The 21,957-nt window shown below is 66.0% G+C and carries 19 protein-coding genes; 8 read left to right on the top strand and 11 right to left on the bottom strand.

Annotation, left to right across the window (positions count from 1 at the left end; all coding sequences use genetic code 11):
• Positions 1-161: 161 nt before the first annotated feature.
• Positions 162-1,742 carry a Rieske 2Fe-2S domain-containing protein gene (locus V9E98_09945; GenBank protein ID MEI2717300.1) on the top strand — a complete coding sequence of 527 codons (1,581 nt, stop codon included), beginning with the start codon at positions 162-164 and terminating at the stop codon, positions 1,740-1,742.
• 80 nt (positions 1,743-1,822) lie between these two features.
• Here V9E98_09945 and V9E98_09940 read toward each other — a convergent pair whose 3' ends face one another.
• Positions 1,823-2,287, bottom strand: a complete 465-nt coding sequence (locus tag V9E98_09940; protein MEI2717299.1) for a DUF6636 domain-containing protein — start codon at positions 2,285-2,287, stop codon at positions 1,823-1,825.
• A gap of 164 nt (positions 2,288-2,451) precedes the next feature.
• Here V9E98_09940 and V9E98_09935 point away from each other — a divergent pair, with 164 nt between their 5' ends.
• Positions 2,452-4,104, top strand: a complete 1,653-nt coding sequence (locus V9E98_09935) for a 3-hydroxyacyl-CoA dehydrogenase NAD-binding domain-containing protein (GenBank protein ID MEI2717298.1) — start codon at positions 2,452-2,454, stop codon at positions 4,102-4,104.
• Between the two features lie 21 nt (positions 4,105-4,125).
• Here V9E98_09935 and rnhA read toward each other — a convergent pair whose 3' ends face one another.
• Positions 4,126-4,557: a ribonuclease HI gene (gene rnhA, locus V9E98_09930; protein ID MEI2717297.1), complete on the bottom strand. Its 432-nt coding sequence runs from the start codon at positions 4,555-4,557 to the stop codon at positions 4,126-4,128.
• Between the two features lie 408 nt (positions 4,558-4,965).
• On the opposite strand from rnhA, the gene V9E98_09925 reads away from it, so the two are divergent.
• From V9E98_09925 to V9E98_09910, 4 genes are read left to right on the top strand one after another with little or no spacing between them, the layout of a single operon-like run.
• A complete protein-coding gene (locus V9E98_09925) occupies positions 4,966-6,150 on the top strand; it encodes a hypothetical protein (GenBank protein MEI2717296.1) in 1,185 nt (394 codons plus the stop codon).
• Positions 6,147-6,884 (top strand): hypothetical protein, encoded by a 738-nt coding sequence (locus V9E98_09920; protein MEI2717295.1) that lies wholly within the window; start codon positions 6,147-6,149, stop codon positions 6,882-6,884. The genes V9E98_09925 and V9E98_09920 overlap by 4 nt, the downstream gene beginning before the upstream one ends.
• Complete coding sequence (locus V9E98_09915) at positions 6,881-7,630, top strand: SDR family NAD(P)-dependent oxidoreductase (protein ID MEI2717294.1); 750 nt, start codon at positions 6,881-6,883, stop codon at positions 7,628-7,630. The genes V9E98_09920 and V9E98_09915 overlap by 4 nt, the downstream gene beginning before the upstream one ends.
• A complete protein-coding gene (locus tag V9E98_09910) occupies positions 7,627-8,388 on the top strand; it encodes an alpha/beta hydrolase (protein MEI2717293.1) in 762 nt (253 codons plus the stop codon). Before V9E98_09915 ends, V9E98_09910 begins: the two co-directional genes overlap by 4 nt.
• 29 nt (positions 8,389-8,417) lie before the next feature.
• Here the strand turns inward: V9E98_09910 and V9E98_09905 are convergent, their stop codons facing one another.
• The 6 genes from V9E98_09905 to V9E98_09880 form a co-directional block, all read right to left on the bottom strand.
• Positions 8,418-10,418, bottom strand: a complete 2,001-nt coding sequence (locus V9E98_09905; protein ID MEI2717292.1) for an acyltransferase family protein — start codon at positions 10,416-10,418, stop codon at positions 8,418-8,420.
• A 169-nt stretch (positions 10,419-10,587) separates the two neighbouring features.
• Entirely contained in the window at positions 10,588-11,925 is a 1,338-nt protein-coding gene (gene ccrA, locus V9E98_09900) for a crotonyl-CoA carboxylase/reductase (GenBank protein MEI2717291.1), read from the bottom strand.
• A 303-nt stretch (positions 11,926-12,228) separates the two neighbouring features.
• Positions 12,229-13,227, bottom strand: coding sequence for a hypothetical protein (locus V9E98_09895; protein ID MEI2717290.1), 999 nt, complete (start codon positions 13,225-13,227; stop codon positions 12,229-12,231).
• 22 nt (positions 13,228-13,249) lie between these two features.
• Complete coding sequence (locus V9E98_09890) at positions 13,250-14,164, bottom strand: patatin-like phospholipase family protein (GenBank protein MEI2717289.1); 915 nt, start codon at positions 14,162-14,164, stop codon at positions 13,250-13,252.
• A complete protein-coding gene (locus V9E98_09885) occupies positions 14,161-15,138 on the bottom strand; it encodes a patatin-like phospholipase family protein (protein MEI2717288.1) in 978 nt (325 codons plus the stop codon). Before V9E98_09885 ends, V9E98_09890 begins: the two co-directional genes overlap by 4 nt.
• Before the next feature lie 45 nt (positions 15,139-15,183).
• Complete coding sequence (locus tag V9E98_09880; GenBank protein ID MEI2717287.1) at positions 15,184-15,426, bottom strand: hypothetical protein; 243 nt, start codon at positions 15,424-15,426, stop codon at positions 15,184-15,186.
• Positions 15,427-15,638: 212 nt separating this feature from the next.
• Between V9E98_09880 and V9E98_09875 the strand changes: the two genes are divergently transcribed.
• Entirely contained in the window at positions 15,639-16,430 is a 792-nt protein-coding gene (locus V9E98_09875) for a crotonase/enoyl-CoA hydratase family protein (GenBank protein MEI2717286.1), read from the top strand.
• Here the strand turns inward: V9E98_09875 and V9E98_09870 are convergent.
• A complete protein-coding gene (locus tag V9E98_09870) occupies positions 16,417-17,811 on the bottom strand; it encodes a hypothetical protein (GenBank protein MEI2717285.1) in 1,395 nt (464 codons plus the stop codon). The two genes, V9E98_09875 and V9E98_09870, sit on opposite strands and share 14 nt — an antisense overlap.
• A gap of 360 nt (positions 17,812-18,171) precedes the next feature.
• On the opposite strand from V9E98_09870, the gene V9E98_09865 reads away from it, so the two are divergent.
• Positions 18,172-19,425, top strand: coding sequence for a trypsin-like peptidase domain-containing protein (locus V9E98_09865; protein ID MEI2717284.1), 1,254 nt, complete (start codon positions 18,172-18,174; stop codon positions 19,423-19,425).
• On the opposite strand, the gene V9E98_09860 is transcribed toward V9E98_09865, so the two are convergent.
• The gene (locus V9E98_09860; GenBank protein MEI2717283.1) at positions 19,397-20,596 is read right to left on the bottom strand and encodes an amidohydrolase; all 1,200 of its coding nucleotides are present in this window, start codon (positions 20,594-20,596) and stop codon (positions 19,397-19,399) included. The two genes, V9E98_09865 and V9E98_09860, sit on opposite strands and share 29 nt — an antisense overlap.
• A 101-nt stretch (positions 20,597-20,697) precedes the next feature.
• Positions 20,698-21,843: a glutamate--cysteine ligase gene (locus tag V9E98_09855; protein MEI2717282.1), complete on the bottom strand. Its 1,146-nt coding sequence runs from the start codon at positions 21,841-21,843 to the stop codon at positions 20,698-20,700.
• Positions 21,844-21,957: the final 114 nt, after the last annotated feature.

Genomic DNA, 21,957 nt, shown 5'->3' with positions numbered 1-21,957 from the left:
CCCCGAGTCGCAAGAAGGGGACCTTGGTCCTGTCGAGGACACCGGCGGCGTGGGGTAGTTTGGGCCGGGTTCGAGGGGCTGACCGGTCGAAGGACAGATCGGGGCGGACCGGGGATGGACCGGATGGCCGGGCGGCGGACCGAGAGCGGAGAGGACCAGTCATGCGGATCACGGGGACCGGCCACGCGAGCATGTTCATCGAAACCGAAAGGTCGGGGTCGATCCTGTGCGATCCGTGGGTGAATCCCGCGTATTTTGCATCGTGGTTCCCGTTCCCGGACAACTCAGGGCTGGATTGGGGTCGCCTCGGCGACTGTGACTACTTGTACGTGTCACATCTGCATCGCGATCACTTCGACGCCAAGAACCTCGCCGAGAATGTTCGTAAGGACACGGTGGTGCTCTACCCGGACTTTCCCACCGGCGACATGGAAACCGAGTTGCGCGATCTGGGCTTCACCGACCTGCGCAGGATGCCCAACGAGGAGGTCGTCGAGCTCGACGGCGGCGCCAAGGTGATGATCCAGGCGATGACGGCACCCACCGACGGGCCGCTCGGCGACTCCTCGATCTGGATCGAGGACACCGACGGCGTACGCCTGCTGAACCAGAACGACTCACGCCCGCATGAACTGTCGGCGTTCGCCCGCCTGGGTCATGTCCACGCGCATTTGCTGCAGTTCTCGGGCGCGATTTGGTACCCGATGGTCTACGACTTGCCCCCGGCCGCCAAGTCGGCGTTCGGCAAGCAGAAGCGGGAACGCCAGTTGGATCGATCCCTGCGCTACATCGAAGACATCAAAGCCAGTTGGGTGTTCCCGATCGCGGGACCGCCGTGTTTCCTCGATGACGACTTGTGGGGCCTGAACGACATCTTCGGCGACGAGGGCAACATCTTCCCCGATCAGCAGGTGTTCGTGGACTTCATGGCCGAACAGGGCTACGACAACGGAGTGATCCTGCTTCCCGGGACCCGGGCGGACGTCGCAGCCGAAACGATCGAGGTCAGCCACCCGGTCGATAATGTGCGGGAGTTCTTCAGCACGGAGAACAAGCGGCAGTACCTCGAGGCGTTCAAGGAACGGCAACGAATCGTGTTGGCAGAGGAGCGAGCCTCGTGGGCCCATCCCGAGATCGACGTACTCGCGGCGCTTCAGGCCAAGGTCGAGCCGATCATGGAGCAAGCCGACCAGATGTCACACGGCATCGGTGGTCCGGTGCTGTTCGAGTTGACCGCGGCCACACCCGAGGAGGGGGTTGACCCGCCAGTCGTCGAGGAGATTATCTTCGACTTCGTCAGCAGCAAGGTCAGGCGACCCCTGCCGGACGACAAGCCCCGGTACAAGTTCAAGACCCAGCGCCGTCTGATCGAGTACTTGATCGCCACCGATGAACCGGACTGGGTGAACAGTCTGTTCTTGTCCGCCCGGTTCCAGGCGAAACGGATCGGCCAGTACAACGAGTTCGTCTACACCTTCTTCAAGACCCTGACCGATGAGCGCGTCAACTACGTCGAGGGTTGGTACGCGGAGCAGCAACCCGACGCCGAGGACATCGAACTCGACGGCTGGGTGCTGCAGCGGCGCTGCCCCCACCTCAAGGCTGATCTCACCAGGTTCGGTCACATCGAGGACGACACTTTGCAGTGCATGCTCCACGGATGGAAGTTCGACCTCAAGACCGGCAAGTGCCTCACGAGCGCGGGTCACGAAATCCGCGCGTCCAAGGTTGCCGACGCCTGACTCTGGGCGTGTGCCCTCAGCCGAAGCCCCCTTCGGTCCTCACCCGAAGGAACTCCGATCGCAAGGCCTCCTCGAGGTTCTCAGTAGAGCTGGTAGCTCTCGCGGGACAGGAACCAGCCATGGCCGCCTTCGTTCCAGCAGCGCAGACCCTTGGACCGGCTACGGCACATGAACGGGCCGTATGTGATCGAGGAGCCGTACGGCACGACGACGCCCGGATCGATCGCGTCACTCACGCAGATGAAGCGGGCCTTCTTCTTGCGCTTCATCCCGACTGAGCTGCCGTAGTCGCCCTCGGTGCAACTCGGCTGAGGTGGCGCCGTCCAATAGTGGTCGTAGATGTCGCAGCGCATGCCCCAGCCGCCGGACTTGTACATCACGCAGCGGATGTTGCCCGAAGGGGTTTGGAAGAACTTGAGCTGCATGCTCGGAGCATCCGGGGCTGCGGGTGCGGCGGGCGCCTGGGCGACCGCCAATGGGGCGGTGAGTCCGGTCAGGGACAGGGCTGCGGCAGCAGCCAGGATTGACGTTCGGCGAGTACGCATTGTTCCTCCCTCGTCCGTTACTACTGACGCTACTCCTCGGTGGCGATGACTCGGCCGAGGTTCCACCCGATGGCCGACTGCGGCGAACCCCCGCCATCGCCGCCGTGAGTCGGGTGGGAAACTGGAAGATCACCCCGTGAGAAGAACCAGTGAGAAGGATCGGTATGTCCGAAGAGATCACCCGTGTCGCCATCGTCGGCGAAGGAACCGTCGGCACTGCGCTCGCCGCAATGGCCGCTGAAGCCGGCATCGAGGTCGTGACCGGCGCGCACAACCAGTTCCCCGATCTGTCCGGATGCCAGTTGGTCATCGAAGCTGCACCCGAAATCCGTGACGTCAAAGAGTCGGTGATCTCGGCTCTGGTGCAGGCAGCCCCCGCCGACGCGGTGATCGTGACGACCACGTCGACGCTCGGCCTCACCGATCTGGCGCTGGCCACCGGCGCCACCAGCCGATTGGTCGGATGGGCCCCGCCCCTGTCCGATGGATCCGCACTCGTCGAGATCGGGGAAACGGTGCTGGTCGCGGATTCGGCCGTGGCCGCTGTCGCCGCGTTCGCCGAAGCGACCGGTCGCACCGTGATCAACGTCGCGGATCGGTCCGGTTTCATCAACGCCCGCTTGCTGCTCGGGTACCTGAATCACGCCATCGGCATGGTGCAGAACGGCTACGCCAGCAAGGAAGATGTCGATGCTGCCATGAGGTTCGGCTGCGGCTACCCGGTGGGTCCCATCGCCATGGCCGACATGGTCGGACTCGACGTACTGCGCGACTCACTGACTGCGCTGTACGTCATCACGGGCGAACGAGTTCATGCCCCGGCCCCGATCCTCAAGCAGTACGTCGCCGCGGGCAGGTTGGGCCGAAAGAGCGGGTCCGGCTTCTACACGTATGCTGCGCCCGGATCGGCGGAGGTCGTGGCCGACGTCTCCGACAGCGGTGGCACCTCCCCTGCGGCTCCGCGTTCGGTTCAGTCGGTCGGAGTCATCGGCTCCGGCACCATGGCCACCGGAATCATCGAGGTGTTCGCCAAGTCCGGGTTCGATGTCACCTTTGTGGCTCGCGGCGACGAGAAGGTGGCACGGGTGACCGGCGCCTTGACCAAGTCGCTCGACAAGCAGGTCGACAAGGGTCGGCTGACCGGGGACGACCGGGACGCGGTGCTCGCCCGGGTGTCCGGGGTCACCTCCGTGGATGGGCTCGACCAGGTCGATCTTGTCGTGGAGGCGGTCGTCGAGGACTTGGCGGTCAAGCTCGACCTGTTTCGTAACCTGGATCGCGTGTGCAAGCCCGGAGCGATCCTGGCCACGACCACGTCGAGCCTGCCTGTCATCGAAATGGCCGCGGTCACCTCACGCCCCGGCGATGTCGTGGGACTGCACTTCTTCAACCCGGCCACGATCATGAAGCTGGTGGAGATCGTGCGCACGACGGAAACCGCGGCCGACGTCGTGGCGACGTCGTGGGACATCTGTGCCCGTACCAAGAAGGTGGGGGTCGAGTGCGGCGATCGCGGCGGTTTCATCGTGAACGCTTTGCTGTTCCCGTATCTGAATGACGCGGTTCGCCTCATGGATGCCCACTATGCGTCCAAGGCGCAGATCGACACGGCCATCAAGGCGGGGACAGGCTTCCCGATGGGGCCTTTCGCGCTCCTCGACGTTGTGGGCAACGACGTCTCCCTGGCCATTCAGGAGGTGTTGCTGGCGGAGTTCAACGATCCGGGATTCGAGCCTGCACAATCACTGCGTGATGTTGTGGCAGCGGGCTTCCTCGGGCGCAAGACCGGCCGCGGCTTCTACGACTACGCCCAGTGATGTCCGGTCCGGGCCGATGAGTCACGGCACCCCTGCGTTGGCGAGCGAATCCGCCCGTTCATTGCCGGGGTGACCGTCGTGACCCTTGACCCACTCCCACTCGACGTGATGGGCGGTTAATTCGGCGTCGAGCAGTTCCCACAGGTCGCGGTTCTTGACGGGCTTCTTGGCCTTGGTCATCCATCCGTTGCGTTTCCAGTTCGCCATCCACGACGTGACGCCGTCCTTGACGTACACGGAGTCGGTCACGATCCGGACATGGCAACTGCGGTTCAATGCCCGTAAGCCTTCGATCACCGCGGTCAGCTCCATACGGTTGTTCGTCGTGTTCGGTTCGCCCCCGAACAACTCGCGAGTGTGATCCCCCCACTCCAACAGAACGCCCCACCCACCTCGGCCCGGGTTGCCCTTGCAGGCTCCATCGGTGTACATCACCACGTTCTCGCCGCTCACCGACCCACTCGCATCCACCGTCCAGCTCCCATCCACCGCGCGCGACACCGACGATCGTTAGGGTCGCATGACCACGCTGCGGTATCCAGGACGCCGTGGTTGGATCGGGGGGTGGCACGTGGGCGAGCGCAGCGGCGAGGGACGCCCCGACCCCTCGGTGGGGTATCGCCTGACGCGACTCGACAGGACTGGGCCGGGCGGGATTTCTGGGTGCGGGTGGTGCCTGGAGCGATGGCGGCAAAGGTGTACATCTGTCCGCTGTGCGACGACCGGATCGCCAAAGCCGAGCCACATGTGGTCGTGTGGCCGACGGACGAACGCCAGGGACTTCAGCGTCGGCGACACTGGCACACCCGTTGTTGGCGACGCCGTGGGTGAGTTCCGCTCGGGGCATGGGACGATGAGCCCATGAACAGGTGGTCGGGGGCTGTGTTGGCTGCCGTCATGGCGACGACCACTGGGGTTGCCCACGCGGCTCCCGAGACCGACTACATCCCACCCACGAGCCAGGCCGATGTGCTCTCGCTACCGGGCACAGGGATCTCGGGTCAGGCCCGCAAGTCCACCCGCTACGCGTTGTCCTATGTGGTCATCCCGGTCAAGGGGCGACCGCAAGGGTTCGCCCGCAGCGGTGTGAAGAAGATGACGCGGCGCATAGCTGACCGTATGGAGTCCCAGACTGATGAGAGGTACGGGTACGGTTTCGCCGGCTGGAGCAAGGCGCCCAAAGCCAAGGACTCGGACCTGAGTTGCGACCTGGAGGTCATCCACCGCAAGTACCAGAAATACGTGAAGAACTGGTCCGATCCGCCGGACGGATACCGGGACACTGTTGCCGTCTATCTGACGCCCTTGCGGCGGGTCTGCTCCTACGCCGGAGTGGCCATGCTGCGGGGCCGGGCCGTGTACCTCAACGGTGTGGACCTGTCCGACCCCACCCGGCTGCAGGACTGGATCACAGCACACGAACTCGGTCACACCCTGGGGTTGGAACACGCGGCCTCCTTCTGGCCCCGCGACGCTGGGTGGACGTACGCGGACCCGGTACCGCGGGTGCCACGGCTGCAGGACTGGGCAGACTACGGTGACTACCTCGACTTGATGGGCCAACCAGCGCAACAGGGTGACCTGGACGGACTGGAGCTGTCTCGCTGGTCGTTCAGCGCGCTCAACCTGGAGCAGTTGCGCGTGATCGGTCGCCGCAATCTCACCGTGGTACGAAATTCCGGTCGCTACACCATCGACCTGGTCTCCGCCGACCCCGCCGGTGGTCGCATGATGCTCGCTGTCCCAGTTCTCGCTGATGGTGAGGAAACGGCGTGGACCTTGGAATACCGCCCGTCATGGCAGAACCAGAAGGGCCTGCGGTACCCGGAGCCCTATGTGACCCGGGGGTACGGCGTTCGGCTGACCTTGGCGGGAGCGGGCATGCAGTACCCCAACTACATGAACCGCACATTCCACGTCGATGGGCGCCAGACGGCTCAGGCGTCCTTGCCGGTCGGTCAAGTAGTACGGCTCGGCGGTGGGGGAACGGTCACCGTGGTGGAGCTCAGCCGTGAGACGGCGATCATCGACGTCATGGTGCCGTGACGGCGCTCAGCGCCAACAGCGTCCTGCCGGCGCAGCGGATTCCGCTGCAACTGCACGCGTCCGACGGTGTGACCCTGCGCGGGGAACTCGCGTTACCGGACTGGACCGCGCCAATCGCGACCCTCGTCTGCATCCATCCCCTCACCACCCATGGGGGTTCGATGGAGTCTCATTTGTTCCGCAAGATGTCGTGGCGGTTACCCGCTTTGACCGGTCTGGCCGTGCTGCGTTTCAACATGCGTGGAGCTGGTACGGGAGCACTTCGCAGCGAGGGAGAATTCGCTGAGAGTCGACTCGAGGGGCTGGATCTCGGTGCAGCACTGACAGAGGTCATGGCCCGGGATCTTCCCGACCCGTGGCTCGTTGGTTGGTCGTTCGGCACGGATATCGCTGTGAAGTTCGGTGACCGTGATCCGGTGGCCGGGGCCATTCTGTTGTCACCACCCCTTCGGTTCTGCGACGACACTGATCTGCGGCGCTGGGGCCAGTCCGGTCGTCCCCTGGTGGCGCTGGTGCCCGAACACGATGATTATCTGCAGCCGGCTGAGGCCGAGCGCCGGTTCGCGATCGTCCCGCAGGCGGATGTTCGTGGAATCGCCGAAGCCGGTCATCTGTGGGTGGGCGAACGTTTCGTCAGGATCGTGTTGAATGAGATCGTTCGAGTGGTCGCCCCGGCGGCCTACCCCTTGCCGACAGACTGGGTCGGCCCGATGCAGCGTTGGAGTGACTTGTGAGTTCGGCACTAAGTGGTCGCAAGGCGATTATCACCGGAGCGTCCCGCGGGATCGGCCGCGCGATCGCGGAACGGTTCGCGGTCGAAGGGGCCTCCGTCGCCATCATGTCCCGCAAGCAGGAGGCACTCGATGTCGTCGCCGCGGGAATTCCCGGATGTGTCGTCCGTGCCGTGGATGTCGGCGACAGCGAAGCCTTCCGAGCCGCGCTCGATTCCGCCGTGGATGAGTTGGGCGGTGCCGACATCCTCGTGAACAACGCGGGTGGCAACTCCTTCTCGATGCCGCTCGTGGCGACCCGCTTCTCCGGTTGGGAGAAGACCATGAGGCTCAACCTTGACTCGATCGTGCATGCGTGCCAGGTCGTGCTGCCGGGAATGCTGGCGCAGAAATCCGGCAGCATCATCAACATGTCCAGTGTGGTGGCGTTGCGCGGCGGACCCCTGATGGCTCATTACGCGGCCGCCAAGGCGGGTGTGGTCTCGTTGAGCCAGAGCCTGGCGATCGAGTGTGCATCAAGTGGCGTGCGGGTCAACGCCTTGTTGCCGGGATGGATCGACACCGACCTCACCGACTTCCTGCGCGCCGAGCAATCGACCGAGGAGGCAGTCTTGTCACGGGTCCCGATGCAGCGTTGGGGACGCAGCGAGGAGATCGCGTCGGCTGCGCTCTTCCTCGCCGGGGACGATTCCTCGTTCATGACCGGTCAGATGCTGATCGTCGACGGTGGACTGTCCGCGATGCCATGAGTGTGATCGACGAGGGCAGCGGCCCGATGGTGGTGCTGCTCCATGCTTTCCCCGTCAATCGTCACCTGTGGGACGGCGTCGTCCCGGGGCTCGTCGCGGCTGGTTTCCGAGTCATTGCCCCGGACTATGCCGGGCTGGGGGACTCGCCGCTTCCTGCTGAGCCCCCGTCGGTGGCGGCCATGGCGGCCCAGATTCGTCAGGTTCTGACAGAGCGGGGAGTTGATCGGTTCCGGCTGGCGGGCCTGTCCATGGGTGGCTACGCGGCGATGCAGTTGGTGCGGGAGATCGGTCCGCGGATTGAGGGTCTCGCTCTGATCGATACCAAGATGGCTGCGGACACGCCGCCGGCTCGCGACAACCGACTGGCCGTGGCGACGCGTGCCGAGGTCGAGGGATCGGCGGAGTTCTTGGTCGCTGCCATGCTGGACAACCTGCTGGGTCCGATCACGCGGGCCGAACGGCTGGATGTCGTCGTGCAGGTCGAACGCTGGATCGCGGACGCCCCACCGGCGGCGGTCGCCTGGGCCCAACGGGCGATGGCCTCGCGGCCCGACTCCACCGTGGACCTGGCCGGTTTCGAAGGCCCGGCGCTGGTGTTGGCCGGGGCCGACGACACAATCAGCCCCCCGGACGAGCAACGGCAGATCGCGGCGACGATCCCGCAGGCTCAACTGACTCTCATCCCCGGGGTCGGGCACCTGAGTGCTGTGGAGGATTCCGCCGCTGTGACGGACGCGCTGTTGTCCTGGCTCCGCTGACCGCTGACCGAAGCGTCGGCACCGTCAGATCAGGGCTCGGGTGCCGGAACGGGTTCCCCCGCGGGGGGTGCGGCCGCTTGCTGGGCCGTCGTCAATTGCAGCAGTGCCTGGTTGATGGTGTCGCTGTAGGCCGCCACTCCGCTTTCGGTGAGATGGATGCCGTCCTTGACGTGCACATCACCTTCGAGGTCAGCGCGGGCATGCCAGTCGGCGAGGACAGCGTTCGGCGTCTCAGCCACCAGCTCAGCGATCAGTTCGTTGTTCGGGTCTTGCCACTCGCGAGGTACGTCGACATTGACGACTACGATGCGCTGAGCGGGAGCCAGGGTCTGCAGGATCTGCTTGAGCTGGCCACGTTCCACGTAGCCGTTGCTGCCGGTGTGCAGAATGACGGTTTCCCGCAGAGCTCCGGCGTCGGCGAGTTGCTGTGTTCGGGTCACGATGTCGGCAGCCTGGCGGCCGACAGCGGCATCGATCGCGACCTTCTTGAACGTCTCGCGCAGTCCTGTCTGGGCGCCGAGCATGACCGATTCCCCAACGGCCAGGACACCCGGCTTCACAGTGGTGACACCCGGGGCGACGATCGTGTCCGACAGTTGTGGCTCGCCCACAGGGGCAGGTGCGGGTGCTGTGTCGGAGGCGCCGGGCTGGGCGTCCAGCGCCGACATGGAGGTCAGCCCATTGAGGTAGTCGGGCTGTTCCTCGGGGATGGTGACGACCCGGTAGGTCACGAACGTCAGGAACAGCGCTGACACGGCACCGATGATGGCGCCCTTCTTGAGCAGGGGAGCCTGCTGTTCGCGACTCAGTGCCCGGAACCGGCGCCAGGACGCGACCAGCGTTCCCCGGCGGATCGGCATCTCGATGTAGCGGTAGGACAACTCGGCGAGTGCGAATGTGACCGCGAAACGTAGCACGAGATTGGCGAATCCGGTCAGTGGTACGTCCAACTCGGGGCGCAGGACCAGGAACACGGGCCAATGCCACAGGTACAGGCCGTAGGACCGCTGGCCGATGTACTTCAGCGGTTGCGCCCCCAATGCCCGACCCAGCAGGGACGCCGGGTGCGCCGTGGCGGCGATGAGGACGGCCACGATGGCGGCGAAGATCAAGAAGCCGCCCCAGTACAGCCAAGAGGCGTTGGAGTGGCTGGTCATCATGATGACGATGGTCAGACCCAGTGCCGCGAAGCCGGCCGCATCGATCAGAACGCGGGCGCCGGCGGTGAGTCGGGTGGTGAGGTGCTGGGGGATCCACACGGTGGCCAGCGCGGCCCCGAGGAGCAGGCCCATGGCGTGGGCATCGGTGCCGAAGTACACCCGGCTGCCGTCATTGGGATCGGGGTAGCCGCCCAGCAGGGACAGCACGACCATGATCAGGGTTGACGCCAGCGCGCCGATGATGGCCCATTCGCGAACTCGGCCGCGACCCCCGCGGCGGAACGCGAACACGGCGATCGCGGGCCACAGCAGGTAGAACTGCTCCTCGACTGCCAGCGACCACAAGTGCTGCAGCAGGGGAGCACGACCGGTGAGCTCGAAGTACGACTGATCCGTGACGACGTACACCCAGTTGGTCGCGTAGAAGAACGCGGCCGGGATGTCCCGACGCAGGGCGGCGGCGGCATCCGGGGCGAAGATCGCCGCGAGGATCGCAGCGAACACAAGTACGGCGATGAGTGCCGGGAGCAGTCGTCGCGCGCGATGGATGTAGAAGCGCTTGAAGTCCAGTCGTCCGGTCTTCTCGATCTCGGTGAGCACGATGGACGTGATGAGGAAGCCACTCAGGACGAAGAACATGTCGACGCCGAGGAAACCGCCTGGCATCCACGGCACATCGGCGTGGTAGAGCAGCACCGCGAGCACCGCGATGGCGCGGATCCCATCGAGGCCGGGGATGTACCCGAAGCCGCGGACCCCGGCCCGCGCCGCTGGGGTCGGCTGCGTGTTCTCCGTTTGAGTGGTCGCTCCGGGCCCCGCAGCCCCCGGCCGGGACGCAGCGTCATGCGTCGTCAGGTCGATCGTGGCCACAGCGGCTCCCAGGCGGGCTCGAGTTCCAGGGTCGACGTCAATCTACGGCGGGGGTCCGTCAGGATCGGGACGACACGCTCGGCGGTTGTGTCGGGTTTTCGCAGCAACCCCAGATCTTGGGGTTGACAAACCCGGTAAGAGCCCCCGGCAGGAGCCCACCTCCGACCAGTCAGACGCCGCGGAAGCGGTTGATCTCGTCGAGGTACTTGTCGCGCTTGTCCGTGTCGCGCACACCGAATCCTTCGGCCTCCGCGAGCACGAGCACGCCGACCTTGCCTTGGTGCATGTTGCGATGCACCTGCAGCGCCGCTTCGCCGGTCTGTTCCAGCGGGAACACCTGCGACAGGGTCGGATGGATCATGCCCCTGTCGATCAGTCTGTTGGCCTCATACGCCTCGCGGTAGTTGGCGAAGTGTGAGCCGATGATGCGCTTGAGGTTCATCCACAGGTAGCGGTTGTCGTACTCGTGCATGTAGCCCGACGTCGATGCGCAGGTGACGATGGTGCCGCCTTTGCGGGTGACGAACGTCGAGGCCCCGAAGGTTTCCCGCCCAGGATGCTCGAAGACGATGTCGGGGTCCTCGCCACCGGTCAACTCCCGGATGCGCTTGCCGAACCGCAGCCACTCCTTGGGGTCCTGGGTGTCGTCGTCCTTCCAGAATCGGTAACCCTCGACCTTGCGATCGATGATCAGTTCCGCACCCATCTTCCGGCAGATCTCGGCCTTCTCCTCGCTCGACACGACGCAGACGGGGATGGCGCCGCCGTTGAGTGCGAACTGTGTCGCGTAGGAGCCCAGGCCACCGGAGGCGCCCCAGATCAAAACGATGTCGCCCTGTTTCATCCCGGCGCCGTTGCGTGACACCAACTGCCGGTAGGCCGTGGAGTTGACCAGGCCAGGGGAGGCGGCTTCCTCCCAGGTCAGGTGGCGCGGCTTGGGCAGCAACTGGTTGCTCTTGACCAAGGCGACCTCGGCCAAACCGCCGAAGTTGGTCTCGAATCCCCAGATGCGCTGCTCGGGGTCCAGCATGGTGTCGTTGTGGCCGGCGGCGTCTTCGAGTTCCACTGACAGGCAGTGCGCCACGACCTCGTCGCCGGGCTTCCACAAGTGGACGCCGGGCCCGGTGCGCAGCACGACCCCAGCAAGGTCCGACCCCAGGATGTGGTAGGGCAGATCGTGGCGCTTGGCCAACGGGCTCATCCGTCCGTAACGGCTCAGGAATGAGAAAGTCGACACAGGCTCGAAGATGCTGGACCACACGGTGTTGTAGTTGATCGCGGACGCCATGACCGCGACCAGCGCTTCACCGGGTCCGAGTTCGGGCAACGGGACGTCGTCGAGGTGCAGCGACTGGCGCGGGTCCTTCTCGCGGCTGGGGACACCCTCGAACATCCCCTCGTCTTCTTTGTGCAGCGTGATCGCCCGAATGGTGTCGGGGAGATCGATGGCGGCGAAGTCGGCCGTATCGAGGTCTCCGGCGTTGATGGCGTCGCGAATCTCTCGCACGTCTCCTCCTGAAATTTGCCCAACTGAAACTGCGCAAGCACGAAGTCTACTTCATGCATTGTGCTGTCCTTCTAACCTAACCGGATCGCCGCGCAGCAGGATCACCGGGTGGCGCTGACGGAGCACCCCTCGCTGGGCCACTGGGGTTGCCACTGTGGGTGGCCACGGGGAATCGGCTCCGTCGACCTGTCATGGAGCTGCGGCTGCGTGGCTCCGGCTCCGAGGCTCCGGGTTCGGAGGCTCCGGCTCCGAGGTTCCGGGTTCCGGGTTCCGGGTTCTGGGTTCTGGGTTCTGAAGAGCGTGCTACGAGGGCAGTTCCGTCAGTCGCTCGGCCAGCCACAGGTCGAGCAGCCAGTCCTGGTCGAGGGCCGAGCCGCGGCGATCGATGCGCACGCCCCCCGGCCCGGAGGTCACGGTCACCCCTGCCCACCTTCGGTCGGGGGCCAGCCGCGCGAGGTAGGCGGTGACGGCCGTCGGCACCGCGTCCCCGACCACCTGCAGGCGATCCGCGCGGCCCCGCAGTCGGTACGCGGGCCCCGGCGCTGTGACGAGTACCGCGGTCCTGCCGGAATACGCATCGACGATCACACGGTGACCATGGCGGACGCCGGAGAACGTTGTGGGTCCGACGACGTTGTGGCTGACTCCGTCCGTGCCGACCCGCGGGAGCAGCACCGATTGCCCAGTCCGCGTCACCTGGAGTCCCAAAGGAGCGTGGAAATCGTCACTGATCCGCTTGGCCCGACGCAGGGTCCGCGGCAGCAAGGCGACCAGGATCACCACCACGACCAACCCGGGTAGGGCCGCGACGGGAATGCCTGGCCCAGTGGGCCCCAACGGTTGCCAGATGCTCACCACAGTGCCCGTCACCCAGAGAAATCCTCCGAGGGGAAGCAAGATCGCCACCGCCGCGATGGGCAGCCACTGCGCCCAGGCGAAGCGGTGAGCATCTGCGGCGGCTGTCGCCTGCCGCCGTCCCCACCGGCCTGCGGCGTCGGGGAGAGCCAGAGCTGCCAGGAGATCCGCCGGGGTTTGCGGGGGGCGGGAGGGATCGACGGCGACGGGAGTTGTCGGGGCGGTGGTCGTTGGCCGCGACCGCGCGATCCCGACCGCTTGGAGAATCAGCACCCCCGCCAGCCAGACACCGATGACCACACCGAAGGTCGCGTACGGCGGAGGCTGACCCGGTCGATGGTTCACCCCGACGAACAGCACGACGGCGACGACCACTGCTAGTCCGCCGAACGCCCACAGGCGGTAGATCCAGCTCTTGAAGAAGCCGTACATCGCAGCGGTCCTCACGTCGGTGGGCCCATGCTGGCAGTCAGGATCGGATCAGGTCCATCAACCGGGGATCCTCGTCGAACCCGACCGGGGTCCCGTAGAGGCCCGGTTGTGAGACCGGTCCTGCCCAACCGTGAGCCAGTGCGGCCGAAGCGACCGACCGACCGGCCACCATGGTCTCGTCGGGCTCGGTGAAGTCGAGTTGCCCCCCGGAATCCGTGGACAACGTCACGATCGGGACCCGCTCGGCGACGCGGACCAGAGCATGCCCGAGCTGTCCTCGGATCTGGTGCCCGTAGGCCAGGCCCGCCACCTGCCACCAGCGCATCTGGGCCACGGCCTCGTCGGACACAGCCGAGGCGCCGGTATCGAACAGGACGATGGAGGCTGCTCCTGCGGCCAGTGCCTGGTCCAAGGGAGCAGCGGCAGTGAGACCGCCGTCGAGCAGCAACATTCCGTCGCGCTCGACGGGAGGGAAGATGACCGGGACGGTCGCGGCCGCCAGCAGCGCGTCGATCAGCGGCCCGGTGGTCAGGCAGACGGACGCGCCCGTGCGCAGATCGCTGGCGACCAAGGTCAACCCCGGTGGGATCGGAACATGGGGATCACCGGGCAGCACCCGGCTCAAGAACTCCCGATACTCGCGGACCGACCGTCCCGTGCGCCGAGGTGCGAAGGCGCGGACGGCCGCCGAACCTAGTGAGGCCAGCACGGATTCGGTGCCGATGAGCTGCCAGGCTTGCCGCAGGCCGCTCAGGGGAGGGCGGGGCTCGATCAAAGCCGCGGCGGTGAGCGCTCCGGTCGAGGACCCGACGAGCAGGTCCGGACGCAGCCCTTGCTCCAGGAGAACTTCGGCCATGCCCGTCTGGGCAGCCGCGCGCGCGCCACCGCCGGTGAAGACCCAGGCAACGGGTCCCGGCATTCGGCCCAGTGCGGCGACGCTCGCCGGTGTCATGACATCACCGGCCTGATGATGTCGCGCAGGGCCGAACTCACGCCACGTTGCTCCGGATCGGCGTACAGCCCCGGTTCGAGCGGGGCGTCGTAGTCGGATACGAGCCGTGCCAGGAACCCCCGGGCCATCGCGTAGGCCGCTGCCGCCGATTTCATCGTGTGCCGGAAGTCCAAGTTCCCTGCGAGTCCTCCGGGAGTCGGAAGCAGGATCACCGGCACATCGGCGGCGGCATTGCGCAACTGGTCGATTCGCTGGGCGTTCGCGAGGATCGCGCTCAGGCGGCTCAGTACCCGTCGGGAACTGCCGTTGATCTCACCGGGATCACGCCCCCCGGTGTCCAGGACGACTATGGCACCTGCGCCGCGCCGAACCGCGGGCATGGCCGGCAGATTGGCGCTCGCCAGACCGTCGAACAGCAGTCGATCGTCGATGGGAACCGGTGGCAGGGCACCCGGAATGGCCGACGACGCCAGCAAGGCCGGGATCAACGGGCCCGAATCGATGACGATCGCACGACCGGTGGCCACGTCGGTGGCCACCACCGCGAAAGGCAGCGCGAGATCGGCGAAGGTCTCGGCCGTGAGCAGGTCATCCAAGGTGCCGCGTTCGGTCGCATTGTCGACCAATGCGATCTGACGGGCGTTGGCCAGTCGGGACAGCCAGTTCTCGCTGATGATGAAGTGCGTGTCGAGTTGGCCCCAGATGTACGCGAGGCGGTTCAGGCCGGACACCGGATCCTCGGCGTAGATCACGCCGGAGAGGGCGCCTGCCGATGTCCCGATCAGGGCATCAGGGGTCAGATCGGTCTCTGACAGCGCTTGCAGCAGTCCCCATTGGACCGCGCCATGCGCGCCTCCCCCGGCCAGCGCGTAGTGCACCGGACCCGGCACGAGGTGAGCGAGTGGGAGCACGGGTCCCAGCGCCCGCTGAGCCGCGCTGCGGGCGGGGGGAGCGAATAACTCGGGGCCGGCCACAAGGCCACCGTAGTGGGGCTCTTCGCGCGAGGGACGTGACGAGGCTCAGAACGTCAGCTCGCCGACGCGGCTGCTGACGAACCACAATCCAAGTGCTCCGATGATGCCGACGACGATGACTGTGCGGGCCAGTTTACGCACCAGGGTCACCACTCCGACGACAGCGAGCGCGACGAGGACCAGGAACGAAGGGGTGCTCAGGTTCGAGACGAACCCGCTCACGTCCGAGATGACGTCACTCATCTCCGAGGCCAGGCCGTGAACGCGCACTCCGCCGACCGAAACCATGGGTGACGTCCGAACCATGGGTGACGTCCGAAACCATGGGTGACGTCCGAACCATGGGTCAAGTGTGCGGGGAACGGCGGGTTAAAGTTCGCACAACGCGCGGATCGGAGCCCTGACGTGCAGTTCAGAGCCTGAAGCGCAGTTCGGAGCCTGAAGCGCAGTTCGGAGCCTGACGCGCAGTTCGGAGCCTGAAGCGCAGATCGGAGATTGCCATGGACCCGTCCGACCTCGTCACCGTGGAGCGGGACGGTCACGTGTTGCTCATCGGCGTCAACCGGCCGCAGAAACGCAATGCGTTCAACCTGGCTGTGATCGACCGTTTCGCAGCCGCCTATGAGGAGTTCGCGGATGACCCGGATCTGCGCACGGCAGTCGTGTTCGGGCACGGAGACCATTTCAGTGCCGGACTCGACCTGGCCGAGGTCGGTCCCGTCGTCGCGGAGAAGGGGCCCGGCGCGCTGGGTGGCAACCGTCGCTTCGACCCCTTCGGCCTGTGGGCGCCGCAAGTACCCAAGCCCGTGGTCATGGCAGTCCAGGGCATCGCCTTCACTTTGTCCATCGAGCTCGCCCTAGCCAGCGACATTGTGGTGGCCGCATCGGATGTACGGTTCCGGCAACTCGAGATCGGACGCGGGATCATGCCCTTCGGAGGGGCCACAATCCGGGCGCCTCAGCGATTGGGCTGGGGCAACGCCATGCGTTTCCTGCTGACCGGTCAGGAGTTCGGGGCCGAGGAAGCCCATCACATCGGGCTGGTCCAGGACATCGTGTCGCCCGGGGAGCAACTGATCCGAGCCCGGGAGCTCGCTGAGGTGATCGCCGCGCAGGCCCCTCTGGGAGTGCAGGGGACCTTGGCCAATGCCCGCGTCGCCGAGCAGCACGGGATCGCCGCCGCCAAAGAGCACCTGATCGATCAACTGGGGCTGGTACTGCGCAGTGAGGATGCCCAGGAGGGCGTCATGAGCTTCATCGAGCGCCGCACCGCGAACTTCACAGGGCGCTGACTGCTGGGTGTGACATGCCGTGGCCGCCCGAGCGGAACAGGCGCGGGTCGCCGACCAAGTGGGTGCGATCACCGGCGAGAGCCGCGATGTTGAGGCGGCAGTCGCTGACCTCGTCGGTCCATGAGGAGTCGCGCAGGTCGTCCGGCAGATCGTGATAGCCGGACAGAGTCCTCTCGTACCGAGCGGCGGCAGCATCGAAGGAGCCGAGCCGACCGAGGAGCGCGGCGGCCTCGTGATCGCACCCGGTCGCTCGATCCACGTGATCACGCTCGGCATAGCCTCGGCGGCATTCGTCCAGGACCGCCAGAGCCTCGACCGCGTCGTCGGTACTGCTGTCTCCATTGGCGAGGACAACCGCCAGTCCGTGCTTGGCGTCCAGCGTGAGCAGGTCGTCGGCAGCCGCCTCCGCCGTGGCGACTGCCGCCGTCAGAGTCTGTTGGGCCAGCGCATCGTCGCCCGACTGGTCCTGGATCGACCCGAGGTCGATCAGCAGTTGGACCCGTGTCGCTGGCCCGGCTCTCCCGCCGAGTGCGTCCAGTGCATTGGTGAGCAACTCCACGGCGCTTTGTCGATCGTCGCGGTCGGCCAGTCGCCGGGCGACTGCGATAGCGATCGTCGCCGCTGCAGCGTGGTCCTCGGCGGTCACGTAGTCCGCGTAACTGTCGCGGAGCACGGCCAAGGCGTCGTCGGTCTGATCCATGGCATCCAAGGCCATGCCCAGCACCTGCCGGGCCTGCGCCCGGGTTCGCACCTGGTCCGGGGCGCAGGCCCCGATCGCGGCGAGGGCCACTCGGGCGGCCTCGTGGGGTCGCCCGGTGGCCAAGAGTTCATCGGCGGCCGCGACCTGCTCCGGGGGTTCGGGATCGACATCAGGCGCTTGCGGTCGCAACGGTGCCGGACCGCTGACGTTGTCCATTCGGCCCCGCACCGCTGCCAGCCGTTTGCGCAGAACACCGCGACCGAACCCACGGGTGCCCGGTGCGGCGCGATCCAGTTCGGTACGGGCTTCGTCGCGACGTCCCATCGAGAGCAGTGACTCCGCCAGCATGATGCGCGCGACTGTCTGAATGTTGCGCAGGTCCACGTCCTGTGCTCCCGGCGGCGGTGCCGCCGGGCTGATCATGCGCAGCTGGCGCTGTACCTCGCGCTCTTCATCGCCGGAAGCGAGATCAACGTAGGCGATCAAGGACTGGTACTGCGCGATCGCGCTGGGGTGTTCGCCCAGAGCCGCCAGCGTGGTGGCCAGATTGAGATGGGCGATGGCGATACTGCCCACCTCGCCTGAGCGGCGGGCCAGATCAAGCTGAGCCTGAGCGGTCGCGACCTGATCGGGATCTGGGTCGAGCCCTTCGGGGTCCGGATCGCGGGGTTCGTCGGCCACGGCTCCACTATGCCCGAACCTTTCCGAACACGCCCGAATCCTTCTCCCGAACGCGCCCGAATCCTTCTTCCGAACGCGCCCGCAATCCTTCTCCCGAACACGCCCGAATCCTTCTCCCGAACGCGCCCGCAATCCTTCTCCCGAACGCGCCCGCAATCCTTCTCCCGACCCGCGCGCAGTCCGGCTCCCGAGAGACAGCCGAGCCCGGCGCTGAGGCCGCTGAATCAGGGCATTGCAACGGATGTGTAAGGGCCGTGTCAGAAGGTCCTCAGGTGCGCCCAGGGGGGAAGACAGGCGAGCGTTGGTGTGTCTTCATGGAGGAGAGCCTTCACACAGAAGAGCGATGGAGGGAACACCGCCATGAACGATCGTCCCGCGAACCCGCAACCGCCCCGGGAGGACCCTCGGATGTCGTCGGATTCGGGTACTCGCACGTATGTCTTCGATGAACAGTGGTGGGCGCCCCCCACAGGTCAGCCGATCCACGACGACACGATCGGTTCCGGGCCCAATCAGTCGTCAGGTTCGGGCGTCGGACCTGACGCAGGGAGAGCCGTGGCGCAGGGGCGTCGGCGCGTATGGCCACTCGTGATCGGTGCGACCGCCATCGCACTGGTAGCCGGTGGCGCTGGGGGGCTCATGGGCGCCACCTACGCGCAGGACTCGACCAGCGTGAGTCGCGCCCCGGTGGTCACCGGAGCAGGAACGTCGGCACCGGCTGATGGAAGCATCGCGGCTGTGGCCGAGGCAGTGAGTCCGGCTGTCGTGAACATCGATGCCGGCGGCGGCAGTGGAACCGGATTCGTCATCCGATCGGATGGCTACATCCTCACCAACAACCATGTCGCCGGGGGTGGGGGAGATCTGACCGTGACGTTCGAGGACGGGTCCACCTCCGCTGCTGAACTGGTGGGGGCGAACCCGGGATACGACCTCGCCGTCATCAAGGTCGACCGCTCCGACTTGCCCGTGACCACTCTGGGAACCAGCTCTGACGTCAAGGTCGGGGACACGGTGATCGCGATCGGCTCACCGTTGGGACTGCAGGGCACGGTCACCTCCGGCATCGTGAGCGCACTGGATCGCCCGGTGACCGCTGGTGGGGGCGAAAGCGGAGAGACCTCCTTCATCAACGCGATTCAGACCGACGCTGCCATCAACCCGGGCAACTCGGGTGGCCCGCTGGTCGACGGCAACGGCCGTGTCATCGGAGTGAACTCCGCCATCGCGTCCATGGGCAGTGCCGGCGGTGGTCAGGCGGGATCGATCGGGCTCGGTTTCGCGATCCCTATCGATACCGCTCAGCGCATCGCATCAGAGATCATGGAGACGGGATCGTCTCAGACCCCGGTCGTGGGAATCCAGGTCGACCCGCAGTACACCGGCCCGGGTGCCCGGGTCGCTGAGGTCACTCCCGGGGGCCCTGCTGATCAGGCCGGGCTGCAGGCCGGCGACATGGTCACAGCAATCGACGGGGAACCGGTCGGGGACAGCACTTCTCTCGTGGTCGCGATCCGTGACAACGCGGTAGGCGATTCCGTCACGTTGACCGTTGAGCGCGCCGGGGACACGCAGGACATCCCCGTCACGTTGTCTGCGGCTGAGAACGGCTGACCGACTCGTTCGCCAGTGCGTCGAGCGCTGCACGCGTGAGGGTACGCACCCCGATCGCGATGCAGCGCTCGTCCACGTCGAAGCGGGAGTGGTGCAAATCCAGTCGCGCCGCTGACGCGGGATCGTGTGTGCCGAGCCGGACGAACGCCCCCGGAACCTCGCTGGTCATCCAGCCGAATGAGTCTCCACCCCACGAGTGTTCGGTCTCGATGACCGAGTCCGGGCCCAGGAATGAGCGTCCGGATCGCGCGAGGGTGCGCGCGGCCTCTTCGTTGTTGACCACCGGGGGGACTCCTCGGACATGCCGCAGGGTCCACTCGGCACCGGTGGGCGCAAGTACCTTCTCCAGGGTCTCGCGCAAGATGCCCGGCGCCTGCGCCCAGGCTTCGAGGTCCGGTGTCCGCAGGGATCCCGACACCACGCCCTGCGCGGGGATGACATTCGCAGCTGCTCCCGCGTGAATGGTCCCGAACACGAGACGGCAGTTGTCCGGGCCACCCATTCGCTGAGTCATGATCTGCGGCACTTCGGCCACCAACTGCGCCATCACCGATACCAGGTCCACAGTCAAACCGGGGCGGGCGGTGTGACCGCCGGGACCGGCCAATGTGATCTCCACCAGATCCGAAGCGCTGGTGATCGCACCGATGCGGGTACCCAAGGTGCCAACGTCGATCTTGGGATCACAGTGCACCGCGAACACCGATTCCACTTCCGCGAGCAGTCCTGCCTCAACCATCTCCACCGCCCCACCCGGGACCCGTTCCTCGCCGGGCTCGAACAGCAGTCGCACCCTTCCCGGGAGCAGTTCCTGGCGCGCCAGCTCGCTCAGCACCAGGCCCGACCCGAGCACGACGGTCGTGTGGACGTCGTGTCCGCAGGCGTGCGCGACCCCACTGTTCCGGGACCGATAAGGGACGTCCTTGACATCGTCCATGGCCAACGCGTCGAGTTCGGCGCGCAGCGCCACCACCGGCCCGTCGGCTCCGATCTCGCAGGACAACCCGGTCCCGGACGCCAATCGGTGCGGCCGAAGGCCGTCCACATTGAGACGCTCCATGACGGCATCAGTCGTCGAGACCTCGTCGAAACTCAGTTCGGGCTCGGCGTGCAGCCGGCGTCGGAAGGCGATCAACTCCGCCTGGTGGGTGTCCGTCCAATTGTCGATCACGGCCACTGCTCGGGGGTCGATCGCGGGGCCGCCGTGGTTGGGGCCTACTGACTCACCGTCGTGATCACTGCCTCGAGGTGCTGCCTGCGGATCCTGGTACATCACCGCTGCCCGTCGATCCGGTCATACATGAACTCGTCGACCAGAAGACTCACGACATCGCGCAGTGAGCCGCCGGATTCGATCACGGCACGCTGTCGCTGGTAGCTGGCGCCCTTGTCCAGGATGTCGCGGATCCAGCCCAGTTGGGTGGCGCAGTTCAGGGACACGGCAGTGGCTTGCAGATCGGTCAGTAGCCGCTCGACATCTTGGCGCAGCGGGCGGGTGGTGCCATCGGCTGCCACGAGCACCGCGTCCATGCCGAAGCGAGCGGCTCGCCACTTGTTCTCCCGGACGACCCAGCCCACCGGATCCGGGGGGATACGGCCGGATTCGATGGACGAGTGCAGGTACTCGACGAGGCACTGTGCCAACGCAGCCAGGGCGATCACTTCGCGCAGGGTGGCCATGCCATCGCACATCCGGAACTCCAACGTCCCGTACATGACGTGGGGGCGGATGTCCCACCAGATTTCACGGATGGATCCGATCGAGTTCGTTGCGATCATCGACTCGATGAACTGCTCGAAGGCAGCCCAATCGGCGAAGTAGGACGGCAATCCCGCCGTTGGCATGGCCTCGAAGATCTTGGTGCGCACAGACGCCAGTCCTGTGTCCTCGCCCTCCCAGAACGGAGACGATGCGCTCAGGGCCACGAAATGGGGGAGGTAGTTCAGTAGTTGGTTCATGACCTGGATGGCGACTTCGTGGCCCCCGACACCGACGTGGAAGTGCACGCCGTGGATCTGGAGTCGTCGGGCCGGCCACTGGATACGTTCCACGAGACGGTCGTAGCGTTCGCTCGGACTGCGTTGCAGCGACTTCGGGTCCGCGAACGGGTGGACACCCCCGCCCATCAGCGCCAGGCCCATGCCGTCGAGTTGGGTCCGCACCTCCGCCACAGTGGCGGACAAGTCGTCGTAGGCCTCGGCCGGGTTGTCGCACACGCCGGTGATCAACTCGATGGTCGAGAGGAACAACTCGTGTTTGACCTTGGGGTGTTCCTCCGCATCCGGATGGTTCGCCATCAGGGCCTGAATCACCTGCGACGAGGCGGGGACGAGTTCGCCGGTGACCCGGTTCACGATGCCGAGTTCGACCTCCACTCCCAGTGAGCGACTCGGCGATGGTGTGAACTCGACACCCATTTGGTCCTCCTGCGCCCCATGTCTACTGCCGGACAGCCTAGCGATCCCAGGTCGCCACGGCTGTTCTGATGGAGTGACATCGGTCTGATGGGTGACACCGGACCTGAGCGTTGA

It is taken from the genome of Candidatus Nanopelagicales bacterium (genome assembly GCA_037045355.1).
GTDB lineage: Bacteria > Actinomycetota > Actinomycetes > S36-B12.
Note: the sequence above shows the minus strand (reverse complement) of the source record. Positions and strands in the feature narration are given on the sequence as shown.